This is a genomic window from Engelhardtia mirabilis (assembly GCF_007748095.1).
GTDB lineage: Bacteria > Planctomycetota > UBA1135 > UBA1135.
The window spans coordinates 1399963-1421280 of sequence record NZ_CP036287.1; the positions used below are offsets into that span (position 1 = coordinate 1399963).

The 21318-nt window shown below is 70.3% G+C and carries 14 protein-coding genes and 1 pseudogene; 3 read left to right on the plus strand and 12 right to left on the minus strand.

The window, feature by feature from the left end; translation table 11 throughout:
* Positions 1-28 precede the first annotated feature (28 nt).
* The 8 genes and pseudogenes from Pla133_RS05115 to Pla133_RS05150 all read right to left on the minus strand — a co-directional run.
* Entirely contained in the window at positions 29-2302 is a 2274-nt protein-coding gene (locus tag Pla133_RS05115) for a S9 family peptidase (RefSeq protein WP_145063137.1), read from the minus strand.
* Between the two features lie 69 nt (positions 2303-2371).
* Entirely contained in the window at positions 2372-4225 is a 1854-nt protein-coding gene (locus tag Pla133_RS05120) for a hypothetical protein (protein WP_145063139.1), read from the minus strand.
* Entirely contained in the window at positions 4222-4767 is a 546-nt protein-coding gene (locus Pla133_RS05125) for an RNA polymerase sigma factor (RefSeq protein WP_419192151.1), read from the minus strand. Before Pla133_RS05125 ends, Pla133_RS05120 begins: the two co-directional genes overlap by 4 nt.
* A 115-nt stretch (positions 4768-4882) precedes the next feature.
* A complete protein-coding gene (locus Pla133_RS05130) occupies positions 4883-6352 on the minus strand; it encodes a hypothetical protein (RefSeq protein ID WP_145063141.1) in 1470 nt (489 codons plus the stop codon).
* A gap of 46 nt (positions 6353-6398) precedes the next feature.
* Complete coding sequence (locus Pla133_RS05135) at positions 6399-7958, minus strand: hypothetical protein (RefSeq protein ID WP_145063143.1); 1560 nt, start codon at positions 7956-7958, stop codon at positions 6399-6401.
* A 27-nt stretch (positions 7959-7985) separates the two neighbouring features.
* A complete protein-coding gene (locus Pla133_RS05140; RefSeq protein ID WP_145063145.1) occupies positions 7986-9674 on the minus strand; it encodes a hypothetical protein in 1689 nt (562 codons plus the stop codon).
* A gap of 99 nt (positions 9675-9773) precedes the next feature.
* The gene (locus Pla133_RS05145; RefSeq protein WP_145063147.1) at positions 9774-11213 is read right to left on the minus strand and encodes a hypothetical protein; all 1440 of its coding nucleotides are present in this window, start codon (positions 11211-11213) and stop codon (positions 9774-9776) included.
* 100 nt (positions 11214-11313) lie between these two features.
* Positions 11314-11508: pseudogene (locus Pla133_RS05150) on the minus strand (lipocalin family protein); the annotation flags it as partial.
* Positions 11509-12045: 537 nt separating this feature from the next.
* Between Pla133_RS05150 and Pla133_RS05155 the strand changes: the two are divergent.
* Both Pla133_RS05155 and Pla133_RS05160 read left to right on the plus strand, forming a co-directional pair.
* Positions 12046-12429, plus strand: coding sequence for a hypothetical protein (locus Pla133_RS05155; RefSeq protein WP_145063151.1), 384 nt, complete (start codon positions 12046-12048; stop codon positions 12427-12429).
* Between the two features lie 346 nt (positions 12430-12775).
* Positions 12776-14533 (plus strand): hypothetical protein, encoded by a 1758-nt coding sequence (locus tag Pla133_RS05160; protein WP_419195428.1) that lies wholly within the window; start codon positions 12776-12778, stop codon positions 14531-14533.
* Positions 14534-14736: 203 nt separating this feature from the next.
* Here the strand turns inward: Pla133_RS05160 and Pla133_RS05165 are convergent, their stop codons facing one another.
* The gene (locus tag Pla133_RS05165) at positions 14737-15339 is read right to left on the minus strand and encodes a lipocalin family protein (RefSeq protein ID WP_145063155.1); all 603 of its coding nucleotides are present in this window, start codon (positions 15337-15339) and stop codon (positions 14737-14739) included.
* A 95-nt stretch (positions 15340-15434) separates the two neighbouring features.
* Here Pla133_RS05165 and Pla133_RS05170 point away from each other — a divergent pair, with 95 nt between their 5' ends.
* Positions 15435-16199 (plus strand): substrate-binding periplasmic protein, encoded by a 765-nt coding sequence (locus Pla133_RS05170; protein ID WP_419192152.1) that lies wholly within the window; start codon positions 15435-15437, stop codon positions 16197-16199.
* 100 nt (positions 16200-16299) lie between these two features.
* Here Pla133_RS05170 and Pla133_RS05175 read toward each other — a convergent pair whose 3' ends face one another.
* The 3 genes from Pla133_RS05175 to Pla133_RS05185 form a co-directional block, all read right to left on the minus strand.
* The gene (locus tag Pla133_RS05175; protein WP_145063159.1) at positions 16300-16989 is read right to left on the minus strand and encodes a hypothetical protein; all 690 of its coding nucleotides are present in this window, start codon (positions 16987-16989) and stop codon (positions 16300-16302) included.
* A 113-nt stretch (positions 16990-17102) separates the two neighbouring features.
* Positions 17103-18185 carry a glycosylasparaginase gene (locus tag Pla133_RS05180; protein WP_145063161.1) on the minus strand — a complete coding sequence of 361 codons (1083 nt, stop codon included), beginning with the start codon at positions 18183-18185 and terminating at the stop codon, positions 17103-17105.
* Positions 18186-18270: 85 nt separating this feature from the next.
* A complete protein-coding gene (locus tag Pla133_RS05185; protein WP_419192153.1) occupies positions 18271-21207 on the minus strand; it encodes a serine/threonine-protein kinase in 2937 nt (978 codons plus the stop codon).
* Positions 21208-21318 lie beyond the last annotated feature (111 nt).

Here is a 21318-nt window from a genome sequence, read left to right on the forward strand (position 1 = left end):
CTGCGCCCCGCCACCACCCGCCCGACGACTACTCCCCGCTGCGGTAGCGCTCGAAGAACTCGTAGATGCGCCCCAGCCGATCCACCCGTTGGTGCGGATCGCCGGTGCGCGACAGGTCGTGACCCGACCCGGGGTAGCGCACGTACTCAACCGGCCGCTCCAGCACCTTCAGTGCGCGAACGAGCATCTCGGACTGGCTCACGCCCGTTCTCAGGTCCTCGCTCGCGTGCATGACGAGTAGCGGCGTGTGGATGTCCGCCACGTAGGTGAACGGTGACTCGCGGTCCAGGATCTCGCGCGTCGCCGGCTCCCAGGGGTAGCCGCCGAAGCAGTAGGGCACCAGGCGCCAGGCGTTGCCCTCGCCGAAGAAGGTCGCCAGGTCGTACACGCCGCGCTGGGCGACGGCGGCCTTGAAGCGGTCGTCGTGCCCGACGATCCAGGCCGTCAGGTAGCCCGCGTAGCTGCCACCGGTGACGAAGAGCTGATCGGTGTCGATCCAATCGAACTCCGCGGCGGCGGCGTCCATGGCGGCCAGGGCGTCGGAGCAGGGCCCCGCTCCCCAGTTCTGGTAGTTGCCCTTCTGGAAGGCGAAGCCGTAGCCGTTGGAGCCCCGTTGGTTGGGGTAGACCACGCCGTAACCCCGCGAGCAGAACCACTGCCACTCGTGCCACATGCTGAACGAGCCGGGGCCCCACATGACCATCGGGCCGCCGTGCAGCGAGAGGACGGTGGGGTAGCGCTCGCCGGCCACGGCGCCGATGGGGGGCATGACCCAGTACTGCACGCGCGTGCCGTCGGGCGCTTCGGTCCAGCGCCACTGCACCGGGGCGACCTCGGTCTCGGCCAGCCAATCGCTGTGGTGCGCGGAGATGCACCGCTCGCCCTCGGGGCCCACGGCGAAGAGCTCGCCGGGGTTGTCCGCCGTGGACAGGGCGTAGACCTGGACCTCGGGCGTGGCTTCGAAGGACAGCACCGCGCCCGGCCGATCCAGGGTCTGCACCAGCTCGCCGGCAGGGGACAGGCCCCAGGTCATCTGCTGGCCCTCGGAGGGGCTCGAGAAAACGACCCATTCACCGCCCCCGGCCGCGGGCACCACGTGCAGGCCCTGCACGTCGCGATCGTGCTTCGGAAGCAGCCGCCACCACGCGCCGCCGGCGGCGGGAATGCTGGCCAGCTCGGTCTGGGCGTAGGTGGGCTCGCGCTCGTCGTCGGCGGTGAAGTAGAGAGTCTCGCCGTCGAGTGACCAGCGCGGGCTGCCGAAGGACCAGTCCTGGTCGTCGACCAACAGGCGCGGCTCGCCGCCCGACGCGTCGATTAGCCAGATCGACGAGCGCTGGATGCGATCGGGATGGGTCGTCACCGGCGGCAGGCCGACGAAGGCGATCTGGTCGCCGCCCGGCGCGATGCGCGCGCCCCCGTGGCCGCGCCAACCGCCGGCGAGTTCGGTGGCCTCGCCCGAAGTGGCGTCCACGCGGAACAGGTGCGCGTAGCGCGCCTCGCCGGCCAGGCCCTGCTCGCCCAGGAAGTCCAGGTCGAACAGCACGCTCGCGGTGTCGTCGTCCTCTTCGCCGTCGAGGAAGCGGCGCAGGGTGTCGAGGTCGGCGTCGGGCGCGCCCTTGGCGTCGTCCTCGGCTGCGGTCTCCTCGGCGGCCTCGTCCTCTTGATCGTCCTTGGCCTTGGCGTCGCCGAACACGCGCCCGGGCCGCTCGTAGTCGAAGGGCGGCTGGCCCTCGAGCTTCGACTCCGGCACGGAGCTGGTGACCAACAGGCTCTCGCCGCCGGGGAACCACTGGGGCGACGAGGCGCCGTGCTCGAGCTCGGTCAACTGGCGCGCCTCGCCCGGCTCGGTCAGGGACAGGAGCCAGACCTGGCGGCTGCCCGCGCCCTCTCTGCCCTCGTCGCCGCTGCGCACGAAGGCCAGGGTGTTGCCGTCGGGGCTCAGTGCCGGCGAATCGCCGCCGCGCGAGCCGAAGGTCAGGGGCCTGGCCATGCCGCCAGCCGCCAGGTCCGCGAACCACAGTTGCGTGCGGTAGCCGACCTCACCGTCGCGGTCCGTCACGTCGCCGTGGACCGAGCGCACGGTGTAGACCACCTTCGAGCCATCGTCCGACACGTCGATCGAGCCGATCTGGTGCACGCGGGCGAGGTCGGCGAGGGCGATGCGCGCCGGTGCGTCGGTCGCGACCTCTGCTTCCGCGTCCGCTGCCTGGGTCGGGGCGGGAACGGCCCCGCTCGCCCCGGTGAGGACAAGGGGCCAGGCGGTCAAGGCGGCGAATGCGCGCAGGGTCTTAGGGCTGAGCATGGACGCGGGATGGGGTCGAAGCCTCGGCGGACGCGGCAGGGGCAGGGCGCCCGACCGCGGGCCAAGAGCTTAGGCTCGCGTCCGCCGACCGGACGCTCCGAGCGGCCCTTCCTCCGTCGACGCCACCTTCGGCGCGCGCCAGACGACCCACAGGCTGAGTCCGGCCATCAGCAGGGCCGCGAAGAAGATCGACTCCGCGCGCAGACGGTCGGTGAGGCTCGGGCCCGGCAGGGCGAAGGCGTCGCCCATGAGGTGCAGGGCCAGGGCGGCCTCCACGTCGCCGATCAGGGGCTCTTGGATAAAGGGGCGCACGGCCTGTTGGCGCAGGTAGGTGGCCACCTGGGAGAGGTCGACGCCCTCGGGCGCCCCGAGTCGGTTCATCGTCTCGACCGCCTCGAGGGTCGCGGTGGTGGTGGGGTGCAGGTGCGGCGCGTCGGCTCCGTCAGGCTGGACGATGTTGCCGAAGCCACCCGGGACCGCATAGCTGGTGCCCTCCGAGCACCAGGCTGCCAACAGGATCGCGTGGATCCGACTGCGGTGGCGCTCACCGAAGTCGCCGATTCCCAGCACCTTCGCGCAGTCCAGCGCGATGCGAGCCTTGGTCACCGCGCCGAAAGTCCCGGGTTCCGGCAGGGCGTCTTCGACTCCGGCCCGGAAGACGGCCAAGCGCTCGTCGGTCAGAGAGCCGTCGGCGTGCATGGCCACCAGCTCGAGCAGATCGGAATCACGCAGGTAGCTCTTCACCGAACCGTCGCGCAGGTCGTTCCGGATCAACAGTTCGGTGCGTCGATAGTCGATCAGGTCCTCGTCGTTCAACAGGCCGCAGCGCCAGGCCCCCAGCGCGGTCATCGGGTGCAGTCGTTCGCGCTTCGGCGGCAACACCTGGATGGCTTCGGCCGCGCGGCTCGTGTCGAGCCGGTCGAAGCGCTCCGGGCCCAGGGTTTCGCGGGCGTGACCGAGCGCGGCCCATTCCATCAGCGCGGACGTGGGCTCGTCGAAATCCTCCACCCATTGCTCGAGTTCGGCCACGTCGCGGCCGAAGGGCACCTCGATCGCGTAGTTGGCCAGGAGTGGAAACGCGACCGCGAGGAGCAGCATGAAGGGTCCGGCCCACCTGGCGCGTCGGCGCATGGGCCGATCGCCCATCAGACCGATGCCGACCAGGCTCACGACCAGCAGTGGCGGCAGGCCGTAGGTGGTCAGGGGTCCCGCGTGGCCCTGCAGCATCATCGGCAGCATGAAGGCGATGCCCACGAACTGACCCAGTCCCGCTCGGACCACCGTCGCCACCGTGGTGCGGTCCGCGATCCCCGCTCGGCTGAGCGACAGGGCTGCGGCGGCGACGCCCACGGCCAGGAGCAGGAACACGAAGCCGACCAGGTCCCATTGGCTGTGGAAGATCGCGAAGAGCAGCAAGCCGAAGGGCGCGAGGAACAGCAACGCGGAGAAGATCGCCGCCGGGCCGCGGGTCGCCAAGTTGCGGTTCCCACGGCGCAAGAGGCCCGCCGAGTTGGCCGCGCTGAGGGTCGAGGTCAGCCGCATGGCGCCGGCCAGGCTGGCGGCGGCCACGAGCAGGATCGCCCAGGGCGCCGCGATCCACAGCCAAGCGGGCGCGGTCTTCGCCGCGCCGCCGACCGCGGGGCTCAACTTGCCGAGCAGCGCGATGTCGATCACGCCGGGGGGCAGGATCGCGGCGGCGCGGCGCAGCCAGGTGGGCAGCGGGCGGCCGTCGGGGTTCGACGACGGCGCTTGTTCGAGTGGCGCGCTCAGAAAGGCCGGCGGGCAGTCGGATGCACCGGCGCTCTCGCGCTCGGCGATCCGCGCCCGGACCCCGGCCGCGAAGTCACCCGGCTCCGGCCGCTCGGGCGCGAGCGCCTGCTCGATCCGCTCGTCGGGGATCAGGTCGGTCTCGGGCGCGCTCATCGCGTGGCCTCCTTGGCGGCGTCGGCTTCCAACAGTCGGGCGAGCTCCCTGCGGGCGCGGTACAGGCGCCCTTCGATGGTCTTCTCGGTCACGCTCAAGAGGGCGGCGACCTCGCGCACGGGGGTGCGCTCCAGGTAGTGCATCAGCACCGCGGCGCGCAGCTCGCCGGGCAGGCGGTCGATGGCGGCGCGCAGGTGGGTGGACGAATCGTCCGCCGGCTCGGCGGGCGCCGCCGGCTCCGGGGCGGACTCGAGGGGCGCCCCGCCGCGCTCCCGCCGCCGCCCGGCCGCGGCGCACAGGTTCCAGGCGATGCCCCGCAGCCAAGGCCCGACCTGGTCGGACGCGCCCCAATCTCCGGCGAAGCGACCGCGCGAGATCCAGGCCTCCGCGAACACGTCCTGGGCCAGCTCCACCGGTTCCGCCGCCCGCCAGGCCTTGAGCAAGCCGATCAACGGCCCGCGGAAGCGCTCCATCAGGTCGTCGAGGTCGGGCTCCCCGAGGACAGCCTGGGGGCCCTGGGCTTGGAGTCGGCGCGGGGACATCGAGGGGGATTGTCGCCGGCGCGGAGGATCCCACGGGAAACCGGGATAAATCCGGGCGGCTCGTGTCGGATGGCGCTGGATCCTGCCGAGGGCGCTGGAGAGTCCGACCGAGCTCTCAGGCACCCCGCAAGGATCGCCTCAGGAGCGAGGCCGCTACGGCGGCGTAGGCTGCGAAACCCAACAGGGCGGACTCGCGCAGGATCCAGGGCGGCACCGCCGGTTGCGGGTAGTCGGTCAGGCGTTGCAGGTGAGCCAGGCATAGGGCCGCGACGACCTCCCCAGTTCCGACTTTCCAGCGGATGGTCGCGATTCGCCCGCGGCGCAGGTGGCGGGCGAGGAGCTCGACGTCGACCTGTGGTGGCACCCCGACCTGCTCCATCAGGCACAGGGCGTCGGCCGTGGCATCGAGTGAGGTGTGGAGCTCGCGCAGGCCGGTCTCCTCGTCGGTGTGCCAACCCCCGAAGCCACCCTTGTTGCGATCGGCCGACGACGACCAGCCCTCGACGAGCAGCTCGTGCAACCCATCGGCGTGCCGCTGGCCGAAGCTGGCGTCGCCCAGGAGCAGCGCGGCCAGGGTCGCGCGTCGCGCCGACTCGAGCTCCATGAAACTCGGCGGCTCGGACACGCACTCGTCGAGGCGAGCGAGGATCCGCTGTCGCTCGACCGCGTCGATCCGGCCCAGGCGAGAGCGCGCGGCAAGCTCGACCAGATCGTCGGCCATCAACGGGACCCCCGCATGCGCGCCCGAGAAAGTGCGCGCGGAGCGACCGGCCTCGCCCAGCCAGCGCTCGGCGTCCCCGTCGTCGAACAGGCCCGTGCGGACCAGGGCCTCGTCGATCCACATGTTGGTGCCGCCCTCCGCGCGGTACCCCGCGGCCTCGTCTCGCCAGGCGTCGAGATCGAGCTCGCCGAAGCGCTCCGGACCCAGGGCTGTTGCTGCCAGGCCGAGGGTCGACCAACGGGTGGCCTCGGGGTCTCCGAGGCGACCTGTCAGATCCCCGGGCCAAACGCCCACGACCCGACCGAACAGGAACGCACAGATCAGGACCCCGGGCAGACCGAGCCACAGGGTGACCCACGCACCGTACCGGCCGCGTTCGCGCTCCGCTTCGTCGCCGAAGCGCCAGCGCACCAGCGGGATCAGGAAGATCACGCCCGTCGGAATCGCCAGCCTCGCCAGGAGGCTCAGGTGCTCGACCGACCAGCGGGAGCCCATCGGCGCAAGGAAGTCGGGCGCGATGGGTACCAACGGCAGGAGGAAGAGGCCCAGCGCCTTGCGCTCCGGAAGGGTCGCGGCGGGGGGCAGGGCTGCGCGGAAACCGATCAGGAGCAGGGCCGCCGTCGCGAAGAAGAGCGCGCCCGCGAGATCGCCCAGCCCGAGCTCCAGGGCACCGATGCGGGCTGCGGTGGGGAGCACGCAGGCGGCCGCGAGGAGCGCCGTCCCCTGTCGCGGCGAGAGGCGTGGACGGGATTCGTTCGCGGCGGAGAGTGCGTGCAGCCAGTTGGGCGTCAGGCCCAGCACGAAGCTGGCCACCGCCATGGACAGGCCGATGGACACCAGGTAGTCCGGTTGAAAGTGAAGCATCGATTCGAAGGGGAGCAAGGCGGGCAAGAACCGGCGCAGCCGGCCGCTACTGGGGCGGACCCGTCGCGACCGGTACCTGGACCGTCAGCGAGTCGGGGGCCGGGCTCGGGACCGTGAACTCGACCCGCGTGCCGGGGAGCGCTCGGAAGTCCCCGTCGGTCGACTCGCCGAGGGTCGCGACCCAGTCGCCCGGGAGCAACGACAGGGCGTAGGTGCTGCGCCCGCGGTGCAGCTCGAGCCAGTTCGCATCCAGGGTCGGAAGGAACGGCGGCCGAACCTCCAGCGAGCCCGCGTAGCGATTGCCTAGCAACGCGATGCTCTCCCGGTGAGACTCGAGCTCGAACCAGACCTCACACCGCGTCCAACTCTCGAGCCTGCGCTGCTCGCCCTCGCGGACCCCGATGGCGAGCACCTCGGCGTTCGGCCACTCGACCTCGAAGTAGACCGGGCCCTCGCCGGTTGACGCGACGGCGTACCAGGCGCCCTCGAGCTCTCGAGCCGGCTCGCGAGCGTCCCGATCACCCCGGTGAACGGATACCCGGCGGCCGTCGTCGGCGCCGATCTCGTCCGAGCCCCAGGGGTTGCCAGGGGGCAGGACGACGCTGGTCGCGACCAGCTCGAGGCGCGTCTCGGCACCCTGGTCGAGCGAGGCCAGGGGCCACCAGCTCCAGTGCAGGGTCCCCCGTCGGTCGGGAGCGATTGCGAACGCGCCCTCGAACCGCCCGCCGGGGCCCCGAGCAAGGGTCAGATGCTCGCGCCTGATCGGGGATTCCTCGCCGTTCGGCGCGATCTCGAACAGAAGCTCTTGCACCCGGTCGGGGATCCCCGCGATGCCGAGCGACAGGGTGTGGCGCCAACCCTCGAGGGGCTCGAGCTCCAACGTCGTGACGGGGTCCTGCGCGTCGACGTCGCCGGCAAGGATGGAGACTCGCCGCGGTGCGTAGCCGTCCGCCTCGACCAGGATCTCGGTCGGGCATTCGAATGGGGGGCCGAGCAGACCCCAGCGCGAGAAGTCGTCGAGCAGGGAGTCGCGCGTGGCCTCCATCTTCGGTGACCGACCGAAGGGGATCGAGTCCTCCGCGACCGCTTCGCCGTCCGGCAGCTCGAGCGGACGGCCGTCGAGCTCGAGGATCGTCGTCCGCGGGTAGAGCGGCGAGCCGTCGAGTGCCGAGACGAACTTGAAGGGAGGTGCGCTCCAACGGACCTCGAAAGTCGGCACCAGCGGAGCCGAGCTGCCCGCGAAGTCGCTCGGTCGGATCTCCGCCTGGGGGAAACCGCCGAGCCAACCGAACCAGACCCGCGCCGTCTCGCCCTCCTGCAGGTCGAACTCGTCCAGGTCCACCGCGAACGGCCCCGGTCGCCCCGGCTCGATCGGAGGGCAGAGGACCGTACGGATCACCCGCCCGTCGGCGTCGAAGGTCGTCAGCGCCACGGCCCGCAGATGATCGATCTGCATCGCCGGGTCCAAGGCGACGAGGCCGATGGAATCGTCGGCAGCGAAGTCTGCATGAGGCTCTCGCTCGTTCACCGCCGCCCACAGAACGATCGCGGCGAGGGCGGCCGCGCAGATCGCGAGCAGCAGCTTGATCTTTGGACGATTGGGCATGGGTGCGATGGCTGAGAGTCCTCGAGGTCAACGGGCCGGCCCGGTAGGCGTCGGGACTCGCACGACGATAGGCCCGGCGGGTTCCTCCGGCACGCGGAAGGCGACCGTCGACCCAGGAAGGTCCTTGTCGTTCAGCGCCGTCGCGTCGAGGAGGTTCGCGCGGTACTCGCCGGGAAGGAGTTCGTATTCGATGCGGGTCGCCTCCGATTCCAGTGTGCGTCGCCACCCTGGATGGAAACTCAGCCCTCTCGGCGCGAGTGCGACGACGAGCTTGGCGTCGGGTCCGAGCAGGTCGAGGCAGGCTTGAAGGTCTTCGAGCCGTACTTCCACGTGGACACCCGTGGACGAATCGACGACGCGGTGTGAACCGGCAGCCACGGGCACGATCGCGACGCCGTCTGGCTCGCCGGGCCGTTCCGCGGGCCACTCGATCTTGAAGGCCGCATGGCGAGTGCCGAGGCTGCTCAAGAGGAACCACTGACCGTCGGCCAGGCCGGCCCGCATCCAAGTTCCGAAGAACCGGGTTGATCCGGTCACCCTCGCGGCCGAGGCGCCGGGCGTCCCGAGTGGACCCCAGGGGCCGAGGTCGGAGATCGCGACGGTGGTCGCCATGGCACGGAATCGAAAGCCGGAGTCGTCGCGCTCCGCAGTGTCCAGCAACTCGGTCTGCCACCGCAACTGAGCGTAGTCCTGGCCGCCGGTCCTGACGCTGCCCGTGAAGGTCCCCGACTCGGAGCGGTGCAGCACGATCGCGCCCATCGTCGCCTCGCAACGCTCGTCATCCCCCAGGCGGATCTCGAAGTTCAACTCACGCACCGACGCCGGAAGGCCTGCGGCCTCGAGCTCGACCGAGCGCTCGTGCGGGTTCAGGGCGTCGAGGGTCACGTCGAGGAACTCGGGCTTGTCCCCACCTGCCGCGGCGTGCCGGATCCGTCGCGGTCGGTAGCCCGGAGCGGAGACTTCGAACTCGGCCGAGATGGGCACGCGCGGATGAACCTGAACCTGCCAGCGGGACCACTCCGGGCGCTTCTCGCCCGAGGTCTCCGCGCGCGCGAGCTCGTGACCCGCCGAGTCGATCATCACCAGGTCATCGACGGCGGTCAGCGTCACCTCGGGATCCATGACCCTGGCCCGGTCGACGGCATCGAAGGTCCGCACGTGCAGGCCGCCCTGCACTCGGTTCACCTCGACGCCGCCGAGCGGCGCCATGCCATGCAAGGCCGGCCCATCGAGCCGATCACTGGCCAGGACCTCCGCGCCGCGCCGAAACCAGAACACGGCCCTCTCGGTCGACGTCAACTCAGTCGCGCCACTCGGGACCTCGAACCGAGAGGCCGGCGCATGGGGAGCGTGGCGGCAGGGCATGGAGCGGCTCGAACCGTGGGAGTCGTCGACGATGGTCATGACGACAGTCGTGGGGACATCGAGGCTCGTGCGCGATCGAATGTCGATCCGGAGCGGTTCGAGCTCCGCCTCGGCTGCCACTTCGCCCGAGGTCGGCCGCCGCCGCTCCACGGGTCGTTCCCCGGGCTCCGAGACCTCGCGAGGCAGCTCCGCGACCTCGGCGTCGGCGACGTCCGTGGCTACGGCGGCGTCGAGCTGCCGATCCATGCGCGAACGACCCAGCAGGAGAGCCGTCACCGCGAGGATCAGCAGGGCAACCGCGACGCCCGCTGCACCCCACCATGTGCCCCGTTCATGTCCCTGTCTACTCATCCTCTGGCGTGAGCTTGGCTGGAGTTCAGGACGGGTTCGTCGCAGGTAGGGGATCGATTGCGCCGGTCTTGAAGGTCGTACGACTTGCGGCGCATCGGTTCAGGTGGGGCTGCGGCCAATGCCTGCGCGCGCGGGGATTCGAACGGCGACGAGCGCGGCGATGGCCACCAATAGGCCCGGTAGCCAGCGCAGCCAGTCGGGGACGCCACCGATGTCGAGTTCGTGCGCGAGGATCCACAGACCCGTTCCGGCGAGCAGGTCGTCGTCCCCGACTCCGTGCAGGAACGAGATGGGGGCGGTGCGGTAGAGGCGGTCGCGCACGAGCTCGAGGTCGATCCCCTCCGGAACGCCGAACTTCCGCATCAGCAGCAGGGCGCCGACCGTCTCGTCGGTGTGGGGGCCGAATCGGACCCAGACCACATCGGGGCGCGGGACGTCGAGCTTCAGCCGGGCGAAGCCGCCACCGATGGGGGTCCAGGTCTCGAGCAGGCGCGTGCGGACCAGCTCGGCGTCGAGCTCCTCACCCAACAGCTCCAGGGCCCGGTTCCAGTACCACAGGGCGAGCAGGTTGTCGGCCCGCGCGGCGGCGGCATGGATCCTCTCGGCCAGGATCGGGGCCTGGCCCGCATCCCCGTCCAGGCCTGCGCGAATCAAGAGGTCACACACGCGGACGGCGGACCGGGGGTCGGAGGGCCCCCGCGGGGTCCAATCGGGCCAGGTCCTATCGGCACCCGTCGGTTGGACCAAGGGCTCGGCGGCGACGTCGTTCGTCGGTCCGACGGAGAGCCCCAGGCTGTCGCGAATGAGCGCGTCGCCGAGGACGCGGCTGTCGCGCCCTGCGGTCGTCCGATCCAGGGCCTCGCGCACTCGCTGGCCGCCCGCCTCCGAGGCCAAGATGTCGACGTTCCAAGCGGAGGTCGACACCGCCTGACTGCCCGCGCCGACCGCGCCGATCGCGCGCGCCAGGCCGGCGTCGGCGACCATCCGCACCTTGCCCCGCAAGCCGTGGGCATTGCTGGCCACGGCCGCCCCGTAGAGGGCCAGGATCACGAGCGACGTCCGCGCCCCGGGCCGCAGCGACACCGGTCCGCCATCGACACGGAGCGAGCCCATGGCATGGGCGCCGAGGATCAGGGCCCCCGTTCCGATCGGTACGAAGCCCCAGTTCTCCGCGAAGATCGAGAGCGTCCCCAGCCCAAAAGCGAACAGCAGCACCCCGCGGGCGAACTCCGTCGCCGGCGCGTGGGGATCCGATCGCGCGGCCCTTTGCGCGGCGAGGCTCAGGGCCAACAGCGCGCCCGCCGTGATCAGCGCGGCGAGGAAGCTCGCAACCTCACCCATGAAGGGGCCGTGCAACGCCACCAACAAGAGGTCCACCAACGCCAAGAAGACGATCCCGCGAGCGCCCGGCATGCGACCGGTGCGGTCGGTCGTTCCTGCGCTGGCGAGCGCGGTGAGGATCCCCGCGCCGAGGCGCCTTCGATCGCGAATGCCAGACGACGTACTCGCGATCGATCGGCCGTCGACGGAATGGGTCATGGCAAGGACTCCGAATCGCGAAGGAGCCCTCGCGGCTCCGAATCGACGGATTGAAGTCTAGCGGTGCATCGCTCCGCGGTCGGTCGAGCGCTCGATTTCGTCAGTGAGCCCGAGTCCAGCGTGCCAGGTCGCCGCTTGCTGCAGTGACCGGGTGCCCCGCGTCGGGCCAGGACTGGGGGACGCGGCGCAGGTCTGCGGGGTCGTAGCCCATCTCGGCCAGGCGCAGCTCGAGGGCCTCGAGGCGCTCGTCTGCGATCTCGGGGTTGCGGGTCATGATCCAGGCGTAGTCGCGCTTGGTGCGGGCGGAGAAATCCGGCTCTCCTGCACCTCTAGTGGAAGCCGCGAGACCTCAGAAGGCCCTCGTTCCTGCAATGCCGCCCGGGCTGGCCTCTCAAGCCCCCAGGAAGGGCGCGCGGATCGCGGTCGCCCGGTTCGATCCTCTGCCGCTCGACGCTCCCCTGGATCGCGGGCCGTACCGAGGAATCTTCGACGGGCGAGGCCCCCCGCATCCGGTCGTTCAAGGCTGTCATCCTCGTTGGCTGCCCCCGCCGCTACGACCCGTGGGTGGTCTACCGGATGGGGCCAAGAACCATCGATCGAAGGAGCGGGAACGCCAGAACTTTGGGGCGCCTTAACCCGAACCGAAGCCACGGGTTAGGCCCAGGCCCAGGCCCAGGGTCCCGAAGTGATAGGTTCGAGCGCACGCGCGACGGGAGAACTGAGGCTCGGCAACCGTTGCGCCTACCCGTCGCATCTCACCCACGGAACAGTCCGGAACGACCTGTGCCGTGCCCACCGGCTTCCACTGAAACTGCAGGAGTGCAAGAAATTGTTGAAGGCAATCATCACCTCGATCGTCGTCCTCACCGTGACATCGCAGTCCTTTGGACAGACAGTGCTCCCCTGCAACCAGTCCACCTTCGTCGAGCTGAACAGCGGCCCCCTGTTGTTCTGCGGCCCGGATATCATCGGCCAGGCGGCCGCGGCCATGTCAAGTGCTGCTCTGGCAGGTACGCAATGCGCCGAGGAATGTGAGGATGTCAATGGTGTTCCCTTTCGCTGTGCAAAGACCGGTACAGGGCCTGTTCCGCTCGACGCATTCACCATCGATGACATCTTCGTCGATCCAAGCACCGGGCAGCTGTGCGCAACGGGGAGCTTCCAGGGCCAAGTTGCCGTAACTTGCGCGAACTGCCCTAGGATAATCGAAGCGTGAGGCTGATCGTCCGCCTGTCGGGCATGTGGTCATCCGGCCAATCGCTCCGAGATTCGCGCAAGTTCGCCCGGCGAGCGGAACGGACTAAATGACTCGTCGGCAATCTGAACTGACGGAGACCTGTTTGGATCTTCACGTGGCCGTGCCGGATCGGACCAGTCGACGGCGCATGGCCGTGGGAGCAACCTGCGTGATAGTCGCCATTCTCACGGCGCTCTACCTGACACGGGTGCCACACAAGCCGGAAGCGGCAATCGCAGAGTCAGCTCCGACGCGGTCGGAACGCGGCGATCGTGTCTCAGCTCTGTCGAGTCCATTGTCGTCGGCGGAGAGCCGTCGCGCAGTCTTGATGGGCGACGAGGGGCGAGGGCCACTGCGGATTCGACTTGAAGGGGTTCGCGAGGCGAAGCGGCTGCTGGAGGACGGCCCCGGCGTCGCCGAGTATGCGGTCGACGCTCCCGGGGCTTCTGTCGAGTTGGCGCCGATCCTTGGGCGCGAGATTCGAATCCCCGCCGAGAAGGTTGGATTGGAGGTTGGGGCCACCCGAATTTTCTTGGGAGCGATCGAGATTGCGGGGCAGACGTTCACATACCCTCAGGTGTGCTTGGATCTCGGCGATGCTGCTTTCGACGACGGGGTGCGCACTATCGACGTCGCAGTTGGCAGCCCGTCTCTCTATTCGGTTGGCGATTCTGAAGGTGAGATCGCGATTCGCAATTACCGCGATGGCGGCTTCGGAGTCGGTGACCGCTACTTCGGCACGCTGCGGGTTGCGGGTGCGCTCTTTGCGCTGCCGTGGGAGTCCGACTTTTCCTCTTCGTTTCGCATCAGTGCCGATGGCGCTGTGCCTCTCGATGTCGAGCCGCAGCGTCCACTCAACTTCCCCAGCACTCGCAAGCTCACCTTGGAGCCGTCGACCGGGCTTTCGTTGCGATTGACGTCTCCGACGCGGCCCGGAAAGGTGGACGTCGTCGTAACGAGGCCGGGCGCAGGGGAGCCCGTGCTGGGTGCCGCTGCTGTGCTCCTGACGGACTGGAAGCGTGACCGGACGGCCTTCACTGACGTTCGATGGTTCGCCAATCTCGAGTTCGATGGACTCCCGGTCGCGAGTGTCGCGGTCAATCTGTCGCTGCCCCCTTCTGGCGAGTCCCTGGCAATACGGGAGTTCGTCTTGCAGGCGGTGGAGATGAACTCGCAGGCTATTCAGCTCGATGGGAGGGCAGCGCCTGAGCCGGTCGCCGCAGCGGTCGAGCTGAGATTTGATCGGCGGATCGTGGATCTTCAACGAATGCTCGATCAGCCCCTGGCCGTTCGTTTGGACACGGCGGACTCAGCTGCGATCGCGGCAGGCCAGATGCCTGTTCTGCACAAGTTCATCGGCTCGGAGGTGCAGGTTGGGCCCGATGGGGCAAGTTGTGTGTTTCGGAATCAACCGACTGGTCTGTTTCCGGGAGAGTATTGCCTGGTCATCCCGCAACTCGCTTACTCCGAGACTCTGGTAATCGTGGAGGGTATCGAGAGCTATGTCCTGCCCGAGATTCGGATTAGTGACCTAGTCGTGCAGCTCTCTGGTTCCGAGGTGGCGCGTGCTACAGCCGTGACGCTAAGTCCGGTGGGGTGCGGCAGCCGCCTTGTCCCACTGTCGAAGTCTGTGCCCAGCGATCGCACGCTCTACTTCCTCGTGGCTGCCGGGGAGTTCACAGCGACGGTGCACCCACCGACCCTCAGAATGGTCGATCGCACTGTCAATGCCGACCCCGGGCCTTCGTTGCAGGAGCTCCGGCTGGAACCGTATGCGCGAGCAAGCCTGCGTTTTGGTGATCAGGTTGACGGGCGGCACTCGAGAGCGTCGATGACCGTTCTTCCGCAGGTTCACGTTGCAGACCTTGCCGGGGAGAAGGTCTCTGCGCTTGTAAGGGGGACCGGCTTCGATCTGGCGACGGGTACCGTTGACGGCTTCGAGGTGTTGTTCGAAAGCGAGTCGGCGCTGCGCGTGACCCTGCGGGGAGCGCAGACGAGTGAGTCGGTCTCGATCGTCACCTCATTCGGCCCGCCTGAGCCGACTGTCCTGCCGTCGGGCTGGCTCGAAGGTAGCGATGGCTAGACTGGGGTTGCGCCCTTTTGGAATGCCATGTGCCGGGGTCAGAAGGGGCGTTCGCCCAGAGTTGAGAGCCGGCGATGGCGACGAGAGGCAGTGGGCAAGCAGAGGCGTCGCCCGCTGATGAGTTGGACGCAATGGGCGCGAGTCCTGGTGACCGATGCGGGCGAGATGCGTCGAGTCGCCTGGCCGGCGTGTGCCCGATAACGTCAGTGGTCCCGGGTCCAGTGCGCCAGGTCGCCGCCGGCGTCGCTCGCCGGGTGCCCCGCGTCGGGCCAGGACTGGGGGACGCGGCGCAGGTCTGCGGGGTCGTAGCCCATCTCGGCCAGGCGCAGCTCGAGGGCCTCGAGGCGCTCGTCTGCGATCTCGGGGTTGCGGGTCATGATCCAGGCGTAGTCGCGCTTGGTGCGGGCGACGATCGTCGCGCTGTAGTCGTCCGCGAGCCAGGCGATCAGGTACTCGGCTTCGAAGGGCCAGAGGAAGCGCATGCCCCACGTCGCGTTGGTCGCGTCGTCGCGCACGAAGCCGACGGGCTCCATGGTCTTCAGGGGGCCGTCGAAGGCGCCCTTGCGGAAGACGTAGCTGGTCAGGATGCGGCCGTCGTCGCCCAGGGCGTAGGACTCGACCGCGTTGTAGGCCTTCTTCTCCGAGCCGGCCGGGATGTGGGCCTGGACGTACCAGTCGCCCATGAAGCGCGGCAGGTCGACGCTCGAGACCGTGGGCAGGGGCGGGTGGGAGGCGCAGCCGAGCAGGCCGAGGAGGCCGGCCAGGAGCGGGGTTCGGGGTGCGTGGGATGAGTTCGCGAAGGCCATGTGTGGGCCTTCGCTCGGCCGGCGGGATCGGATGCGCCGGGCTCGGCCCGCGGCGGGGTGGTGCCCTCGCGCCCGGCTCCCACTATCTTCAGCCGATGCTTCGAGTCGCCCTGATCGCCGCCGCCGTCGCCTGCTCCCTGGCCTGCAGCTCGCCCCGCAGCGAGTCGGACCTCTACCCGGGCCCGCCCCTGGTGGTGGGCTGCGACTTCGCCAACCCGCCATTCGCCTCGCGCGAGGGGGCCCTGCCGCCGGTGGGGCGCGACGTGGAGATGACGCGGGAGCTGGCCCGCCGGCTCGGACGACCGCTGATCTGGCGCCAGCTGCCCTTCGACGAGCTCTTGGACGCAGTGGAGGACTGCGAGGTCGACGCGGTGGTCGCGACCATGGGCGTCACGCCCGAGCGCGAGGCGCGGGTGCCCTTCAGCGAGCCCTACTTTGTCACGGACGTCCTGGCCCTGGTGCGCGTCGGCGACGGCCAGCCGCGGACCCTGGACGAGCTCGACGGGCAGGCGGTCGCCGCCGGCGCGGGCACGACGTCGGAGCGGGCGGTGCGCCTGTGCCTGCCCAACTCGACCATCGCAGTAGCCAGCGAGAAGGGCGACACCAGCGTCGATCGGCTCCTCGCTGGCGAAATCGCGGCGGCGGTGATGGACGGCCCCGACGCGCGGGACCTGGCGCGGGAGAATCCGCGCCTGACGTGGATCGAGGAGCCCTTGGCCGAAGAGCGCTACGCGATCGCCCTGCGGCCGGACGATCCGAACCTGCGGAAGGAAGTCGACGCGGCCCTTGGAGCGATGCGCGAAGAGGGATTCCTCGCGCTGCTCGACCAGCGCTTCGGGCTCGCGGGAGTGACGGAATGACGTGGGGAGCGGTTAGGCGGACGTCAGGTGCCAGGCACAAGACCGCCGCCTAGGGCAGCGGTTTTGTGCCTGGCACCTGACGAACGCCTACCCGCGGCTCTCAGCAGCCCGGCTCGAAGCAGGGCGGCGAGGGGCCCAGGATCGTCAGGCACTCGGCGTTGGTCAGGCGCAGCGGACCGACCGGGCCGATGCTCTGGCGGGTGCCCTGGAACCAGATGCTGAGGCCGGTGACCGAGGGGCCCGACGGGACCGTGAAGTCGAAGGTTGCGGTGTCGCCGAACAGGAGCCCGGCGGCCAGGAACTGCGGGTTCGAGATCAACAGCGTCGCGTCCGGCAGGATCGGTAGGAACGCCGGCGCCAGCGAGTAATACAGCGACCACTGGCCGATCTCACCGCTCGGGCCGACCCGCAGGCGCATCGGGCAGCCGGGCACCGCGTTGCCGCACTTCACCAGCGTGGCCTGGGGCAGTTGCGCGGTCAGCACCGACAGGCTCGCGCAGGGGCCGGGTGTGTAGGTGCTGGTGTACTGGATGATCTGGCCGACGAACGGCGACAGGTCGACGGTGAGGCTCCTGACGTGGATTCCGTCCTGGGACCCGGCCAGGGGACCGGAGCACTTCAGGTAGTACTTGGCGTCGTTGCAGGGGCCCGGCCCCGGCAGGGATTCGATCACCCCGGTGAAGGTCGCGGGCTGGGCGGCAGCCTGGGCCGGGCCCTGGGCCGCAGCGGTGCCGAGTTGGGTGGCCGCGGCGATCGCGACCAAGATCGCGTAGCGAGCGATGTGAAGCATGGCGTCCCCTTTCAGTTGACGGGGGAGTGCCGCCGGCGCGGGGGGGCGCGAGCGACATCCCCTCGCCACCTAGCCTGCCAAGCCGCGCCGATAACGGGGCTACAGCCTCGGGCTCAGTTCTGGAACAGCGACACGCACTGGATCCGGCGGCTGCCGGCGCTGTCGTGAACCGCGAACGAGCCCCCCGGACGCATGGAGGCCGAGCCCCAGGCCCCGTCCTTGCGGACCGCGTAGAAGCTCACGTTGAAGTTCGGCTCGCCCTTCTCGTTCAAGAGATGCGGCCGCCGCGTGCGGTCGGCGATGCGCTTCAGCACCGCTAGGCAGGCGTCCGTGGGCGCCAGGCCGTTCTCGAGCTCGCGCACGATCGAGAAGGCCCCGCAGGACTGGATCACCGCCTCGCCGCGGCCGGTGGCGCCGGCCGATCCGAAGGCGTTGTCGCAGTACATGCCCGCGCCGACGATGGGGGAGTCGCCCACGCGGCCGGGGATCTTCCAGGACAGGCCGCTGGTGGTCGTGACGCAGCCGATGTCCCCGGCGGCGGTGACCCCCGACGCGTGGATCGTGCCGGTGGTGTAGGGGATCTCGAGCTGGCCCTCGGTCTGCAACTGCTGGTCGGGGTCGAGCCAGTCGTCGTCGGGGCTCAGGCGCGTCTTCCAACGCAGCCACGCCGCGCGCGCCTGGTCGGTCAGCAGGTTCTGCTCGGGGAAGCCGTGGGCCAGGGCGAAGCGCTTCGCCCCCTCGCCGACGATCATCACGTGGTCGGTGCGCTTGAGCACGAGCAGCGCCACCTGCGACGGGTGCATGATGTCCTCGATGCAGCCCACCGAACCGGCGCGGTGGGTCGGGCCGTGCATCACGCTCGAGTCGAGCTGCACCACGCCGTCTTCGTTGGGCAGCCCGCCGTAACCCACGGACATGTCGTTCGGGTCCGCCTCGACGATGCCGACCCCGGCCACCACGGCATCGAGCGGGTCCGTGCCCGCGCGGATCAACTCCATCGCGCGGTCCACCGCCGCGACGCCGTTGCCCGACGCGATCACGCAGGCGCCGCGATGGGCGTGGCCCTGTGCGACGTAGTCGTCCTGGGCCGCGGTGAACGGCCGGGGATCGTCGGCCGCGCGCGCGCGGGCACCGAGGCTCGCGAGTCCGAAGGCGGCAGCGGAAGAGGTCAGGAGCGAGCGGCGATCGATGGGCATGGTTCGAGCGTTGAGCGTGTCGGGATGGGCCGCAGATCCTACTGGCGACGCGCGAGCCTTGGCGGCCGGGCCGCACGATCGAGACTCAGGGTCTGGTGACCAGTGCCGGTCGTGGTCCGCGGATCGTGACCGCGCCGGTATCGCTCGACGGCACCCGCTCGAGCACCGCGGTGGGAGCGTCGACCCAGCCCATGGCCGCGCGCACCTCGGCGGCCCGTGGCCCCGCCGGGTCAGCATCGGTCAGCGCGGCCCACTGAGTCGGAGTCGGGTTGCCGGTCGCGACCCACCAGGTCCGGCCGCCGTCGTCCACGACCCGGGTGAAGTCGAGCGCGGGCCTAGTCCGTACCTCGGCGCTCCCGTCGAGGCCCTCCACGGCTCCGGTCAACACGTGGGCGAAGCGGCCGGGGCGCTCGCCTCCCCCTGCCACCAGACCCAGGGGCGCATCGGATTGGTCGCCGCCGGCGCCCCTCGACTCCAGCGCGCTCGAGAGTCGCGCCCACGTCGCGATCATCCCGCGCCCGTCGCCGGGGCGTGCGGGACCGTCGAGGACCAAGGTCAGGTGCTCGGCGTCCCCCGGGGCCCCGATGCTCCGCAGCAAGTCCCGTTGGCCGACGAGGCGTTCGACCTGGGCGCAGACCTCGGCCGCCGCCGCTCTCGGCGCGCCCGAGCCCCCGGCCAGGGCGTCGGTCGTCGCCGTCACCAGGCGCTGGGCCGCTCCCGTGGTCGGGCCCGCGAAGTCGGCGGACCAGCGCGCCTCGGCGGCCACGAAGTAGTTGCGTTGGGCGACGAGGCCGATCACCGCGGCCGCCAGGGCCGTGCCGGCCAGGACCTGCAGGGTGTGGCGCCGCGCCCAACGCGCCGCGCGTCGCGCCGGGCCGGGACGCCGCGCGCGGATCGGGCGCCCCTCGGCGAAGGCGCGCAGGTCCGCGGCGAAGTCCGCCATCGACGCGTAGCGCTCGTCGCGGACCTTCTCGAGCGCGGTGGAGCAGATCGTGCCCAGGTCCGCCGGCAGGCGCGTGACGATGTGCGAGAGGGGCGTGGGCCGCTCGTGCAGCACCTTGTGTTGGATCAACTGGGCCGAGTCGGCCTCGAAGGGATGCACGCCTGAAAGCGCCTCATAGAGGCAAATGCCCAGGGAGAAGACGTCGCTGCGTCCGTCGATCGCGTAGAGGTCCGGGTTGATCTGCTCGGGGCTCATGTAGCGCGGCGTGCCGACGCGCTCGTGGGTCTGCGTGCTGCCCAGTCGATCCAGGGCCCGCGCCGTGCCGAAGTCGGTGATGCGCGGCCGCCCGTCGTTGCCGATCAGCACGTTGCGCGGCTTCACGTCGCGGTGGACGATGTGGTGCTCGTGGACGGCGGCGAGGGCCTCGGCCAGCTCGGCGAAGAACAGAGCACGGTTGCGAAAGCTCTCCGCGCGCCGACCGCCGGTGAGCGACGCACCGGCCTCCAGCGTCTGGGGGCCGTCGCCGGCGCCGAACTCGTTGTCGATCACCGAGCGCAGGGTGCGCGCGCCCTCGACCAACTCCATGGCGATCCACAAGAGGCCGTGGGTCTCGCCGCTCTGGTAGACGCGCACGATGCCCGGGTGCTCGCAGCGGGCGGTGGCCTTGGCCTCCAGCTCGAAGCGATCGACCTGGCTCTGGGTGCGCCCCTCGACGGCCACGATCTTGAGCGCCACCGGCCGCTCGACCACCGTGTCGAAGGCCTCCCAGATCTCCCCCTGTTGGCCGCGGTCGAAGAAGCGGATCAGGCGGAAGGGTCCCAGGTACTGACCCGGATGGCCGCAATTCGGGTTGTAGGCCTCGCCGGTCGCCTCGCCGGCGCGGGGGGCGTCTTGGCCCGGCAGCACTTGGAGCGGCAGGTTGTCGAGGAAGCGTTCCAGGTCCTCGGCCAGGGCGTGGGCCGAGGGGTAGCGCAGGTCGCGGTCCTTCTCGAGGCAGCGGGCGCAGATCGCCTGCAGCTTGCGCGGCACCCGCCGGCGCGGGTCGGTCGGCGGCTCGGCGTTCTTGGTGACGATCTTCTCGAGGATCTCGCGCCGGGCGTCCTCGGGGTCGGGGAGGCGACTCTCGAAGGGGCGGCGCAGGCTCAGCGCCTCGTACAGCATCACGCCCAGGGAGAAGATGTCGGTGCGCTCGTCGAGGCCGTAGACCTGGCCGGCGACCTGCTCCGGGCTCATGTAGCTGGGCGTGCCGGTCATGCCGTACTCGCCCCGCGCGCGCCGCTCGCCGTGCAGGGTCTCGCGCAGGAGCGCCAGCCCGAAGTCGGCGATCTTGGGCTCGCCGGTCTCGGTCACCAGCACGTTGACCGGCTTCAGATCGCGGTGCAGCACCCCATGGCTGTGGGCGTAGGCCACCGCGCGGGCCAGGGCCAGGAAGAACACGACCGTCTGGCGGTCGAGGCCCTCGGGCGGCTCTTCGCCGGCCTCGAGCGCCCTGCGCCGCTCCTCGAGCAGGTCCGCGAAGCTGCGTCGTCCGTCGACCAGCTCCTGGGCGATCCACATTCGTCCCTCGCACTCGCCCGTGTCGTGCACGGTCACGATGTGGGCCTGCTTGAGCCGCGCCATGGCCCGCGCCTCGCGCTCGAACAGGGCGCGCGCGCGGGCGCTGGCGGCGTCGCGACGCAGGATCTTGAGCGCTACGCAGCGGCCCAGGCTCTGTTGGTGAGCCTCCCAGACCTCGCCCATGGCTCCCCGACCGATAGCGCCCAGCAGCGTGTAGTCGCCGACCACGGCACCGGCCTCGAGCGCGCCGGGCCCATGGCGGTCGAGCAGCTCGTCCACGTCCTCGTCGCTGAGCAGGCCGAGCAGGCCGTCGATCAGGACCGAGGGCGATTCGGCCCGTCGAAGGTCCTGCCCGTCGGGCGGCGGCGCGTGGAGAGTCGACTCGCCCCCGTTCTCGGTCGGCCTGCGCGCCGAAGCCCGACCTGCCGACGAAGCTCCACCTGTGAGCGGGTCTCCAGCCACCGAAGAGCCGCGGTCGCCCGGGTGCTGCGGGCCCTCACCCTGCCGGGTTCCGGAGTTCACGGCACGCAGGCCACGGCGCATGGGCCACGGGACCACATGCGTCGTGCTCTGATTCCAACTTCCTTCTGGGGGGGCATGTCCGGCGGGAGGACCGTGACCTCGTCGATGCGT